The 12,660-nt window shown below is 61.2% G+C and carries 10 protein-coding genes, 1 tRNA gene and 1 pseudogene; 8 read left to right on the forward strand and 4 right to left on the reverse strand.

Features of this window, described 5'->3' with window-relative positions; genetic code table 11:
• The first annotated feature begins 17 nt into the window (after positions 1–17).
• The 4 genes from TRD_RS04155 to TRD_RS04170 all read left to right on the forward strand — a co-directional run bounded on the left by TRD_RS04155 (position 18) and on the right by TRD_RS04170 (position 3,971).
• Positions 18–701: a 4-carboxy-4-hydroxy-2-oxoadipate aldolase/oxaloacetate decarboxylase gene (locus tag TRD_RS04155; protein WP_012642283.1), complete on the forward strand. Its 684-nt coding sequence runs from the start codon at positions 18–20 to the stop codon at positions 699–701.
• 16 nt (positions 702–717) lie between these two features.
• Positions 718–1,698 carry a VOC family protein gene (locus TRD_RS04160; protein WP_012642284.1) on the forward strand — a complete coding sequence of 327 codons (981 nt, stop codon included), beginning with the start codon at positions 718–720 and terminating at the stop codon, positions 1,696–1,698.
• A 518-nt stretch (positions 1,699–2,216) separates the two neighbouring features.
• Positions 2,217–3,668 carry a CapA family protein gene (locus tag TRD_RS13535; protein WP_012642285.1) on the forward strand — a complete coding sequence of 484 codons (1,452 nt, stop codon included), beginning with the start codon at positions 2,217–2,219 and terminating at the stop codon, positions 3,666–3,668.
• 229 nt (positions 3,669–3,897) lie between these two features.
• Positions 3,898–3,971: transfer RNA gene (locus TRD_RS04170), tRNA-Asp, on the forward strand.
• Between the two features lie 393 nt (positions 3,972–4,364).
• Here TRD_RS04170 and TRD_RS04180 read toward each other — a convergent pair.
• A complete protein-coding gene (locus TRD_RS04180; protein ID WP_012642287.1) occupies positions 4,365–5,150 on the reverse strand; it encodes an SDR family NAD(P)-dependent oxidoreductase in 786 nt (261 codons plus the stop codon).
• Positions 5,151–5,293: 143 nt separating this feature from the next.
• Here TRD_RS04180 and TRD_RS04185 point away from each other — a divergent pair.
• From TRD_RS04185 to TRD_RS04195, 3 genes and pseudogenes are all read left to right on the forward strand, one after another.
• Positions 5,294–6,501, forward strand: a pseudogene (locus tag TRD_RS04185) (mandelate racemase/muconate lactonizing enzyme family protein).
• Positions 6,502–6,689: 188 nt separating this feature from the next.
• A complete protein-coding gene (locus tag TRD_RS04190; RefSeq protein ID WP_012642289.1) occupies positions 6,690–7,739 on the forward strand; it encodes a mannonate dehydratase in 1,050 nt (349 codons plus the stop codon).
• A 169-nt stretch (positions 7,740–7,908) separates the two neighbouring features.
• Positions 7,909–9,171, forward strand: coding sequence for an ATP-grasp domain-containing protein (locus tag TRD_RS04195; RefSeq protein ID WP_012642290.1), 1,263 nt, complete (start codon positions 7,909–7,911; stop codon positions 9,169–9,171).
• An 8-nt stretch (positions 9,172–9,179) separates the two neighbouring features.
• Here the strand turns inward: TRD_RS04195 and TRD_RS04200 are convergent, their stop codons facing one another.
• A complete protein-coding gene (locus TRD_RS04200; protein ID WP_012642291.1) occupies positions 9,180–9,488 on the reverse strand; it encodes an oxidative damage protection protein in 309 nt (102 codons plus the stop codon).
• On the opposite strand from TRD_RS04200, the gene TRD_RS13540 reads away from it, so the two are divergent.
• On the forward strand, positions 9,487–10,449 hold the full coding sequence (locus TRD_RS13540) for a formyltransferase family protein (protein WP_052294052.1): 963 nt from the start codon (positions 9,487–9,489) through the stop codon (positions 10,447–10,449). The two genes, TRD_RS04200 and TRD_RS13540, sit on opposite strands and share 2 nt — an antisense overlap.
• Here the strand turns inward: TRD_RS13540 and TRD_RS04210 are convergent.
• Both TRD_RS04210 and metK read right to left on the reverse strand, forming a co-directional pair.
• A complete protein-coding gene (locus TRD_RS04210; protein WP_012642293.1) occupies positions 10,393–11,394 on the reverse strand; it encodes a GDP-mannose 4,6-dehydratase in 1,002 nt (333 codons plus the stop codon). The two genes, TRD_RS13540 and TRD_RS04210, sit on opposite strands and share 57 nt — an antisense overlap.
• A 19-nt stretch (positions 11,395–11,413) precedes the next feature.
• Positions 11,414–12,628: a methionine adenosyltransferase gene (metK, locus tag TRD_RS04215; protein ID WP_081433472.1), complete on the reverse strand. Its 1,215-nt coding sequence runs from the start codon at positions 12,626–12,628 to the stop codon at positions 11,414–11,416.
• Between the last annotated feature and the right edge of the window lie 32 nt (positions 12,629–12,660).

The raw sequence follows: 12,660 nt of genomic DNA on the forward strand, positions 1-12,660 counted from the left end.
GTTCGCGGAGGTTCCACATGACGACACGTGAGCCGCAGGCGCACGAGTCCCTCGTCGCCCAAGCCTGCCGTGAGTTCGTTGAACTAGGTGTGGCGACAGTCTACGAAGCGTCGGGACGGCAGGGTCTCATCGATGCTCCCTTGGTTCCCATCCTCACGGGTCGACGTGTTGCTGGACCGGCACTGACCGTTCTGTGCGGCCAAGGCGATAACCTCATGGTTCACGCGGTGATGGAGCATGTCTTTCCCGGCTCGGTGCTCGTGATTACGATGCCGGAACCCGAACCGGTCGCACTCGTTGGCGAACTTCTGGCGATTCAGGCTCACGTCCGCGGAGCAGCGGCCCTTTTGGTCGATGCCGCGGTCCGCGATCTCGAGGAACTGCGTGCAATGGAGCTTCCGGTGTGGACACGCTTCGTTCGTGTGCGTGGCGCAACCAAGGAGAAGGTCGGTGAAATCGATATCCCGGTCGTCGTCGGGGGAGCGCGCATCGAACCCCGCGACATCATCGTGCTCGATGACGACGGTGCCGTCGTGGTTCCCCGTGACCGCGTCGCCAGCGTTCTCGACGCAGCTCGCGCTCGTGCGGAGCGTGAAGCACGGATGCGTGAACGGCTCCGCGCGGGAGAGCTGTCCTTCGACCTGCATGGCTTGCGTTCGCTCATAGCGGATCGACGGTCAGGTCAGGGCATCGGTCGATAATGGTGGAGGTACCGAGATGGACGACGTGACCCTTTACATCGGGGAACCGAGCTGCGACATGGCACACCTCGCTCACCTGGAACTCTTGACGCCGACACTGGAGGAAAGCGAACGGTTCTTCGTGGAGTACCTCGGCATGACGGTGAGCGAGCGGCGCGGAAACTCCGTCTACCTGAGGGGATGGGACGACTATGCTCACCACACGCTCAAGCTCACTGCTGCCCCGGTACCTGGGATGGAGCACTTCGCCTACCGAGTGAGTTCGCCACAGGCACTCGAGCGTCGCGTCACCAAGCTCGAGCGATCTGGACTCGGTTTGGGATGGATCGAGGGCGACGCCGGCCACGGCCCAGCGTATCGTTTTCGCACACCTGACGGGCATGTCGGCGAACTCGTGTGGGAAGTGGAATGGTATCAACCGACACCGGAAACGAAACCAGCGCTCAAGAATCAAGCGTCCCGTTTTCCAGCACGCGGCTGTAATGTGCGACGCCTCGACCACATCAACGTCTTCGCAGCTGATGTGAGGGCCACACGACGCTTCTTGCAGGAAAACCTGGGACTCAAGCTCACCGAATGCATCATCTTCGACGGCGGGACAGAGAAAGGAGCATGGGTCACAGCGAACAACAAGGGTTACGAGATCGCGATCACCGAAGATCAGACCGGTGCTCGCGGACGGTTCCATCATGTCTGCTATGCCGTCGATACGCGTGAGGAAGTGCTCCGCGCCGCGGATATCGCGATCGAGTTCGGATATCGCATCGAATACGGCCCGCACAAGCACGCTGTTCAGCAGACCGTTTTCCTTTACGTCATCGAACCGGGTGGGCATCGGATCGAGATTGGCTGCCCAGGCGCTCGTCTCGTCCTCGCGCCTGACTGGAAGCCGATCGTCTGGACCGAAGCGGAGCGCAAGCGCGGGCAAGCTTGGGGGCTTCCCACGGTCGCGACATTCCATACCTACGGCACTCCACCGGTCGAGGTCACACGCTGAAGAGCCTCGCAAAATCGACCTACCTGCGGAGGGTGAAGCCTGGCTCCATCCTCCGCAGGTTTTCTCTATCGACCAGCAGTTCCGAAACCTCGTTCGATGCTTCAAGGTCCTCTCACAGAACACCGCCAACCGTCTTCCGATCGACGGTTTTCCTCCGCTGGACACGCTATCATCATTTCAGCTCGTGCGTCGATCGATGCGAGATGTCGGGGAAGGGGATTTCTCGACTTTCTGGGGACATCATCATGCGTTACCGAGCGTCCAGCGATCACAGTGGAACCGGAATCCTTTCGATGCGCCTCACGCGACGCGCGCTTCTCGGGCTTTCCCCGCTCCTCGCAGTGTGCCGCTGGGCATCACCCATGCCCACCACTGCGCCTTCGTCTCCCACGCCGGAGAAGGACTCGAGGAAGCGACACGTCAGGCGGCCTTCGCGCCAGACCGTCTCTCGTTCGCTCCGTCTCACCCTCGGCCTGAGCCCGCTCCCACCCACTCTGCAGCAACAAGCAGTACGATGGATGGAACTGCTCCGCGAGCAGCTTCCGCCACGCTGGACACTCGAGCTCGTCGAGCCGGAGCAGGCATCGATCAGATTGCGCGTCACTTCCCGCTATCCGACTGGGCCGGTAGTCGGTGTCCGCTATCTCGTACCAGTGACGTCACACAAAAATTTTGTTTCGAGTCTCGATGCCTCGTCACTCGACGCACTTCTCGCTGCGCGCATCAGAGACTGGCGAGACCTCGGGCATCCCGAACCACTTCCTGTCGTACGGATCAGCGTCCAGGAAAACGGGAAAGCCCTCGACCAACCGGACCTCACGGTGACCAACGCGAGCGATCTCAGCGCGCAAGTGCCAGGGGGTGCCTTCGCCCTCGTCGAACCCTGGGCGCTGTATCCGTACCTACGCGTTCTTCATTTTGAGGGAAAGGACCCTCTGCGCTTCGACCAGAACGATTATCCGAGGTTGCTGACCGAGTGGCTCACCCTCGAAGGGGCAGTCGATCTCCTCCCACCCGAGACGTTGCAACCGCTCTTCGCCACACGACCAGTCTTCACGACGCTCACCTTCGCAGGGGACGTCATTCTGGGACGTACCGTCCACCGCATCATGGCCGCTCGTGGTGACTGGACTTCCCCTTTCCGGTCGATCGCCTCTGAGCTTGCCTGGGCCGATCTGACGGTCGTCAACCTCGAGTGTGCGCTCACCCGGCGGTTTCAACCCCCAGCCGACCCGTATACGCTGCGATTCATGAGTTTTCCGGAAGCGGTCGCCGGACTCGCCTTATCCGGTATCGATGCGGTCAGCTTAGCCAACAACCACAGCATGGATTTCGGCTATGCGGCAGTGCAGGACACCAGGCAGGTCTGTGAGGAGGTCGGCATCACCACGTTCGGCGTGGGGGACAACCTCGCCGCGGCCGTCCTACCGGCTGTTTTCCAGATCGGGTCGTCGCGTATCGCCTTGCTCGGCTTCGACGGCGTTTCGACCGACTGGTACGGCGCGCGCCAAAACACGCCTGGTACTGCTCCGCTTCGAGCGGATATCGTCGAAGATGCCGTTCGGATTGCTTCCCAGCAAGCCGACATCGTCATCCCGTTCTTTCATTGGGGTGTCGAATATACGCTCGTACCGACAGCCCAGCAACGCGAGATCGCGCGCCGCGCCATCGATGCCGGCGCGACCCTCGTCGTGGGATCGCATCCGCACTGGGTACAGGGCGTCGAGTGGCATCGCGAGCGCCCCATCTTCTACTCGCTCGGTAACTTCGTCTTCGATCAGGAATGGTCGTTGGAAACCAAACAAGGATTGATTCTTCATCTCTGGCTGTCTGGCGCTGAGCTCGTTCGCTACGAACTCGTCCCTGTCCTGATCGAGGACTACCATCGGCCACGCCTCGCTCGCGGTGAGGAAGCGCAGGCGATCCTCCAACGCGTGCGCGAGTCGAGTCGTCTCCTCAGCGAGGGCTGAATCGAGCGCGACGGCCGACGAGACGGACACGAGCCACTCGCCTTCTGACCGCTACGGATGCCAAAGGCACGTACGAGGAGGATGGAGAAAAGAGCGCTCGGGCATTTCGGGGCCAATTGCGTCTGATCGGTAACCGAACGAGTGCACACCCCGCCTCGCCCCAGGTCTCAGAGACCGCGCCCCTTGACAAAGGCAGCAGCGATATGCCATACTCTCGGCGTGACAACGCGGAGGCGTGGTGTAGAGGCCTAACACGCGGCCCTGTCAAGGCCGAGATCGCGGGTTCGAATCCCGTCGCTTCCGCTGGCATCCCGGAACCACTCGGTTCCGGGATTTTTTCTCGCAGAGCGTCTCACCCATCGAACGGCTCCGCTCGGATCAGCTTCGGTACGTCCTCCCCCATCGAAATCCTCGTCGCTACCGTGGCAAGTCTGAGACGGGAAAACTCCGCGCGACGACCTCTCGGCAGCATCGATGACGGGCAACTCGTCACAGCTCGTCCGTCATCCTCCATCTCAGTCGCTGTCACCCTGCCTCCGCGCGAGCACGCAAAGCACGAGTCCTCCGCGCGCTAACCTCACAATCAGTCACTCGGTGTCGGGTGGAGCCGTCCTCGAACGTACCGCTCGCTCCCTCGAACGCACCGGACATCGTGCGTCGATCCGGTCGCTGTTCCCTGTCTTCGTCGGTCCGCCGTCACTGCGGAACCTGCGCTTGCTCCCACCACAATCCCATTCTCGCCTGAGTCCCCCCATCGACGAACAAGACCTGCCCCGTAATGAAGTCCGCATCCTCGGACACGAGGAAGACAGCAGCCTTCCCGACGTCCTCCGGTCGCCCCACCCGTCCCCAGGGAACGAGCTGGTTTCCGAGTTCGGTGGTGTAACCAGGAAATTGGAAATACCGCGGCACCTCGATCAGCCCGGGACCGATCGCATTGACTCGAATCTTGAGCGGAGCGAGTTCGATGGCCAACGAACGCGTGAAGGCGATGATCGCTCCCTTCGTCGCCGCATAGGCTGCATGCAAGGGAAAACCAGCCGCACCATGGATCGAACTGATGTTCAAAATCGCCCCACCGCCGTTCTGGATCATGTAGTGAGCAGCGCGTTGCGCGCAGAAGAAATAACTCCGCATGTTGAGATCGAAAAGCTCATTGTAGACGTCTTCCGGAAAGTCGAGAAACGGCCGTGCACGCGTCACACCCGCGTTATTCACGAGTATGTCCAGGCCACCGAGGGCAGCCGCCGCTTCGTCGACGACACGGCGACATTCGCTGACCGAGCGGAGATCACCTCCTATCGCGAAGGCCCGCCCACCAGCCTGCTCGATTTCCCGTGCCGTAACCTCTGCGCCTTCCCGGCTGTGGGCGTAATGCAGGACGACTGCCGCTCCTTCTGCTGCCAACGCGCGAGCGATCCCTTGCCCGATACCCATGCCAGCTCCCGTCACGAGGGCCCGCTTCCCACTCAACTTCCCCATCGCTTCTCCTCCTTCTGGACTCTGTACTCCGCTCCTCACAGTATCGCGTGACAGGCGACGAGCCGACTACCCCCTAGTCGCTTGCTGATGACCGCTGCACTTGCTAGGGTTCTGGCGCTGACTCGTCATGCATCAGGGAAGCGATGACAGATCACCTGACGAACGAGTGGGGGAATGGAGTGCGGATCGCCGCTGTCGAGACTGCCGTTATCGAGGGGAACTTCGACTGGATTCTGGTGCGCGTGACGACCGACGATGGTTCGTCGGGTCTCGGTGAGGCGTACTGGGGAGCTGGCGTCCTCGAACTGATCAAGGCTGCGAGTGCATTCATCATCAGCAAGAATCCATTCGATGTCGCACGCATCATCTTCGAACTCCAGCGCTGCCTTTCGGGGGCGGGTTCACAAGCCGGCGCCACCGTGACGACCATCAGCGGGATCGAACTCGCCCTGTGGGATCTCGTCGCTCGAGCACTCGACACCCCACTCTCGACATTGTTCGGAGGTCGCTTCCGCGACCGGATACGACTTTACGTCGACCTCCACGCCGGAGAAGAACCAACTCCCGAAAGTTGGGCCATACGCGCACGGGATGCGCTGGCTCGAGGTTTTTCCGCCGTGAAATTCGACATCGACGCACCGAATCCCTATCGTGCCAGCTCGGCAGAGAACACCGATCCATGGCGTCTCTGGTACGAGCCATACAATCGAACGATGAGCGCAGCCGAACGTCGTTTCATCGTGGACGTCGTGAGCGCCGTCCGCGCAGCGATCGGCCCTGACATCGATCTCGCGCTCGATTGCCATTGGAAATACGCAGTCCCTGATGCGATCGCTCTGGCGCACGCGCTGGAGCCGCTGCTGCCGGTTTGGTTGGAAGACCCGGTACCACCGGACAACGTGGATGCACTTCGCGCGGTCGCGAGGAGCACCCGCATTCCGATTTGTACTGGCGAAAACCATTACCGACTCGCAGGCTTCCGCGAGCTGATTCTCCGGCAAGCCTGCCAGTTTGTGGCACACGATATTCCAAAATGGGCGGCCTCCTCGAGGCCCGCAACGTCGCTGCACTGGCTGAACTCTATGGGCTGCTCGTCGTCCCACACAACGTCGCGAGTCCCATCGGCACGATGGCAGCCGCACAACTCTGCGCGGCCATACCCAACTTCTTCGCGCTCGAGTTTCATGCTTTCGATCTCGCATGGTGGGAGGAACTCGTTTTCGAACGACCACTCATCCAAGACGGTCACCTCGTCCTCCCCGATCGCCCTGGGCATGGTCTGATGCTGAACGTCGATGTCGCGCGGGCTCACGCCAAGCGTGGCACGACGTTCTTCCGTGAACCGGTCTGACACCAGAACAGCTCGCTGCACTGCGAGATTTTTGTTGTCATGGTGAGCGGTGCCGACTTGGCGAAGCCGAGACCCTTCTGGCTCGACCCGCTCCATCGCTCGTATGGTGTCGCGACGGCCGAGCCCGCTAGCATTTCTGTGGCCGATCGGCCAAAATCACGAGGAAAACCATGGAAAGGAGTTCGACAATGGAACTCGCTTTGATTCTTCCGCCGTGGCCGAACGAGCGGTGGAAGTTGGCGCTCCAGATGGGTGTCACCCATGCAGTCACGACGCTACCCTTCCACGTCGCAGGTGGCCATCAAGCCTCCAATCCACCGGGTGTTCCGCAGCCCATTGTACCGGTCGATGTGCCGCCGCCAGAGCATCGCCCGTGGGACTTCATGCCTTTGCTCCTCATGGTGCAACGCTTCCGCGAGGCCGGCATCACGGTGTCGGTGATAGAAGCATCACCGCCGATGCATCGCGCGCGACTGGGAATCGAGGGGCGTGACGAAGAAATCGAGTGGGTCATCACGCTCATTCGCAATATGGGCAAACTCGGAATCCCTGTTTGGTGCTGGAACTGGATGGCGGTCATCAACTGGGCGCGCACATCGGTCACCACCCCGACACGAGGCGGTGCACTCACGACGAGCTACGACCACGAACTCATGGAGCGTGCCGGGCTGACTCATGTCGGGACGGTGAGCGCGGAGCAACTGTGGGAGAACCTTCGCTATTTTCTCAGCGCTGTCGTACCGGTCGCGGAAGAGGCGGGAGTCCAACTCGCCCTGCATCCTGACGATCCACCTGTGCCGTCACTCCGGGGCATCGCGCGCATTCTCATCACGCCGCAAGCGCTCCAGCGTGCACTCGATCTCCATCCCAGCCCAGCGCATGGGCTCACTTTTTGCCAGGGAACGGTCTCCTCGATGGGAGTCGATGTCATCGAATGGATTAACCATTTCGGAAAGCAAGGTAAGATCCACTTCGTCCACTTTCGCGACGTTCGCGGCGGCCCGACCAACTTCGTCGAGACGTTCCATGACGACGGACAGACCGACATGCTCCGAGCCATGCAAGCGTACTGTCGAGTTGGTTTCCGCGGTGTGATGCGACCCGATCATGCGCCCACAATGGAAGGGGAACCGAACACAGAACCGGGCTACATGATGCTCGGTCGCCTTTTCGCCATCGGTTACATGAAGGGGTTACGAGAAGCGGTGCTCAAGACAGAATTCTCGTCGCCGCGCTAGACACGCTCGGCATGAGAGGTTATCGAGCCAGATACCGTAACCCATTCGCGCATCGGCCCCCACGCTCCGCCCGTCAGCAGTTCACCGCCGACACTCCGGGTGCGTCCTGGCTCGTCGGGTCGGCTACACTCGAGACGAGAGTACGAACGAGCAGAGCGAGGCGAGTCTCATGGAGACTGCTCCGCGACGAGTCATGCTTCTGACGACGCCCACGAGCTACCGCACCGCCGCCTTTCTCCACGCGGCCCAGCGTCTCGGTATCGAGACGCTGGTCATCGAAGACACACCATCACCGCTCCGGGAGCTCCTTCCTCTGCGTTTTACGGCCGATTTCCGGGATACAGCAGGCGCAACCGAGCAAATAGCAGAAATCGCTCGCCAGTACGGCGTACGCGCCGTGATACCGGTCGATGATTCAGGTACCGTTCTCGCCGCTCTCATCGCCCAACGATTGGGACTCCCGAGCAACGATCCGGATGCCGCGCTGGCTGCCCGAGACAAATGGATCATGCGGCAACGCCTTGCTGCAGCAGGGGTACCCGCGCCGCGTGCCCAGGCTTTTCCCGCGCTCGCTGACACGGCGTCGCTGGCTCGTTCGATGAGCTACCCGTGCGTGGTCAAGCCAACTCGTCTGTCCGGCAGTCGTGGAGTGATTCGAGCCGATGATCCACTCTCGTTCGTGCGAGCAGTGGACCGCATCCGGAGCATTCTGGCTAGCGACGGTATCGACCTGCGAACGGCCCAGCTATTGGCTGAGCCCTTTGTCCCTGGATTCGAGGTCGCTGTGGAAGGGCTTCTGACTGATGGCGAGTTTCAGCTGCTCGCACTCTTCGACAAACCTGATCCCTTGGATGGACCATTTTTCGAGGAGACGATCTACGTCACGCCCTCACGCTTACCACCTACTGTCCAGGATGAGATCGTCGCGGTAACCGCCAAGGCAGCCCGCGCCCTGGGACTGCGGACCGGACCCGTGCATGCCGAACTACGGGTAAACGAGGCTGGTCCGTGGGTCATCGAGTTGGCAGGACGCTCGATCGGAGGACTGTGCTCTCGCATCTTGGAGTTCGGCACCGGCCTGTCATTAGAGGAACTGATCCTCGCGCATGCGGTCGGTGAGCAACTGGCGGGACTCGAGCGCCGGCCGGACGCGGTCGGAGTCATGATGATCCCGATCCCGCGGGCAGGCATCCTCAAAGACGTCGAGGGAATCGAGGAAGCTTCGAGCGTGCCAGGCATCACTGGTATCGAGATAACCGTCAAGCGCAATCATCGCATCGTCCCGCTACCCGAAGGCGCAAGCTACCTGGGCTTTATCTTCGCTCGAGGAAACGATCCTACAGAAGTCGAAACGGCATTGCGCCTCGCGCACGCACGCTTGCGGATCCGGCTTGCACCCGAACTGCCAGTGCTCGGAGTGTTCACCACATGAGAGGTGCATCACTTCTTGCGAGCTGGAGCACCCTTCGCTGGCTGTCCTGCTCCCGGCGGTATCCACTCCTCAGGCAACTCCTCCTCGCTTCCGAACAGGAAGGCTTCCAGGTGCGCACGCAGGATCGCTCGATCATCCGGATCAGCCGGATTCAACCCATAGTGATTGATGACGATCGTCTGATATTCCAGCCACATCTGCCAGGCATCGCGCGAGATCTCGCGATAAATGCGCTCACCGAGCGGCCCAGGAAATGGTGGACGATCCAGTCCGGGCAACTCTCGCCGCAACTTCACGCAGTGCACCAGTCGCGCCATGACGTTGTTCCTCTCGCCCGTCGGTCTCGAACGCTTGCCCAAGCGTAGCGGACAGTTACCCATGAAGTCAAAGCCTGTCAGCAAGTGGGAACTGACACTCTGGGGAAACCACAGCCGCCAGACGACGATCACGCTCCAGGTTCTCCTCCTTGCGCGTGTCCCGGTTCGCTGCCTGGTCCTGGCGGGGCAGATTCGCCAGCCGGGGACCAACCGACGGATACCGCTCGCGGTCTGGAACGAAGACGTCGCAGTGATCGCAGCACGGCATGCTATTCCGGTCGTTCATGTCCCCGCTCGATCTACCCTTTTCGAGCTCTGTGGCGACGAGCGGATCTCTGCTGACCTCGGCGTGATCTCCTGCTTTCCGTGGAAAATCGACGCGCGCCTGGTTCGTCTTTACCCATTTGGGATGATCAACATCCATCCATCGCTGCTACCGGACTTTCGCGGTCCCTCTCCACTTTTTTGGCAATACCACGATGGCAGGCTGCGAGGAGGAATCACCCTTCACTGGGTGACGGACGAACTCGACGGCGGTCCCATCATCGATCAGGTCACCTGCGATATCCCTCTCGGCTTCCCAGGTGACCGTCTCGAAGCCTGGCTCGCTTGGTACGGAACGAGTCGCCTCGTGGAGATTCTCGGGCGGAACAAACTACCTGCCGGGTGGTTCCCCACTCGACTTGGATCGTGGGCTCCTGTGCCCGACGATGCTGCCTGCCTTCTGGACACAAGCTGGCCAGCCTGGCGGGCAGCTCACTTTCTGAACGGAGTACTACCGTTAGGATATCCCGTGAGCATTCGGGATCATGAAGGCCGTGTCTGGATCGTTCGCCGCTGTCTCGGATGGTCGTCCCGGCCAACCCTTTCTGCCGAAACGGTAGAGTCTCTTCTGACGTTGTCTCTACAAGGGGGAACGCTCACCGTGCTCGCCGAACACCGATCGATCACCGGTGCGTGAGGGCCGCAAGGTTCGCCGCCAGTATTCCAGCATATCCTCGAGTGTTTGCTCGATCGGTATTGTTGGCTGCCAACCAGTGGCCGTGCGCAAGGCTGTCGCATCTCCCCGAAGAACACGTACATCGATCGGGCGGAGACGAGCAGGGTCACGTTCCAGTCGCAACGGAATACGCGCGAGCGACAGCAACCGCTCGACCAACGCGCGGAGTGACCACGACACCCCACTGGCGAGATTGAAGACCTCGCCACTGAAACGGGGCTCGGCCAAGAGTTCATAAGCTCGGACGACGTCGCGCACGTCGAGAAGATCCCGTTCGACGTCGAGTTCACCGACGAGGAGAACGGGCGGCGCCATACCCAACTCAGCTTCCGCGATCTGACGGGCAAATCCGGAGAGCGCAAATCGCTCGCTTTGGCCTGGCCCGATATGAGTAAAAGGACGGACTCGCACGATCGGTAAACCATAGGTCAGATGATACTGAAGTCCCAAGAGATCCTGCGTCGCCTTGCTCACACCGTACGGGCTCAGTGGCCGAAACGGTTGGGACTCTGTGACCGGAAGCTCATGTTCGTAGACGAGGCCGTAGGCATCCGACGAACTGACGATGACGACCAGCGGTGGTGGTTCGAGCGAACGAACTGCCTCCAGCAAGTTGACCTGTCCGAGAACGTTGTTCGCGATCGTTCCGTAAGGGTCCTGAAAAGAACGCGGAACGTAACTGACGGCTGCCAGGTGAAAGATCACCTCAGGGTGCCAGTGTGCCAATGTGCGGCGAACGAGTTCGCCGTTCATGAGATCACAGACAAGGTGCTGTTTCAGTGACGAGGCCGGCGGGCTGGGTCGCGCCGAGAGCCCAATCACCTCCCAATGACCCGTTGCGGCCAGTCGATCCGCGAGGTACCGTCCAGCGAACCCGGTCGCACCGGTGATCAAGGCTCGCCGCATAGGAGCGCCCACTCTTCCGTCATCGCTCCGGTAGGCTTCCGACCAGCCCCGCTTCCGACCGAAGCAACTCTGCCTTGTCCGTCCGCTCCCAGGGCAAATCGAGATCGGGTCGCCCGAAGTGTCCGTAGGCCGCGACCTGTCGGTAGAGCGGCCGCTGCAAGCCCAGATGATGGATGATCGCCGCCGGACGGAGATCGAAATGCCTCGTCACGAGCTCCGTGATCCGCTCCTCATCCAATCGTCCCGTCCCGAACGTCTCGACATGGATCGCCACCGGGCGTGCTCGGCCGATGGCGTACGAAATTTGAATCTCGAAGCGATCAGCCAGTCCTGCGGCAACGACATTTTTAGCGACGTAGCGAGCAGCGTATGCCGCCGAGCGATCCACCTTCGTCGGATCTTTCCCGGAGAAGGCTCCGCCGCCATGACGCGCCATCCCACCGTAGGTGTCCACCATGATCTTGCGACCGGTCATCCCCGCGTCCGCGCGAGGGCCACCGAGGACGAAGGAGCCGCTCGGATTGATCAGGATCTCCGTCTCGCGATCGAGCAACTCGCCTGGAACCACCTGACTCACGACAGCCTCGATGAGATCGCGACGGAGTTGCTCGCGCGAGACATCTGGGTCATGCTGGGCAGAAAGCACCACAGTAGCGACGCGAGCTGGTCGCCCATAGCGATACTCGACCGTCACCTGGCTCTTCCCGTCCGGACGGAGATACGGGAGAATTCCCGTCTTGCGAACGGTCGCTAAACGACGCACCAGGCCATGCGCGAGTGCGATGGGAAGCGGCATCAGCTCCGGTGTCTCGGTGCACGCAAAGCCGACGACCATTCCCTGGTCGCCCGCGCCGATCCGATCGAACTCGTCACTTGCCGAACCCTCGCGCACTTCGAGCGACTCGGAAACTCCATAAGCGATCTCCGGTGCCTGCTCCTTGATCGAGAGGATAACCCCCATCGTCCGTCCATCGATACCGTACTCGGAGGAAACATAGCCAGCATCGGCGACGACCTGCCGAGCGAGTTCAGCATAGTCAACGCGCGCCGTTGTCGTGATTTCCCCGATGAGAATCATGAGCCCGGTCGTCGTCGCCGCTTCACAAGCGACTCGCCCGTCCGGGTCCTGCGCTAGGACGGCATCCAATACCGCATCGGAAACCTGATCGCACAGCTTGTCCGGATGTCCCTCGGTCACCGACTCCGAGGTAAAGTACGTGCGTGAGGCACGCATGATGCTCAGTGTCACCGTTCCCAACCCCTTCG

The sequence above is a fragment of the Thermomicrobium roseum DSM 5159 genome, assembly GCF_000021685.1.
GTDB lineage: Bacteria > Chloroflexota > Chloroflexia > Thermomicrobiales > Thermomicrobiaceae > Thermomicrobium > Thermomicrobium roseum.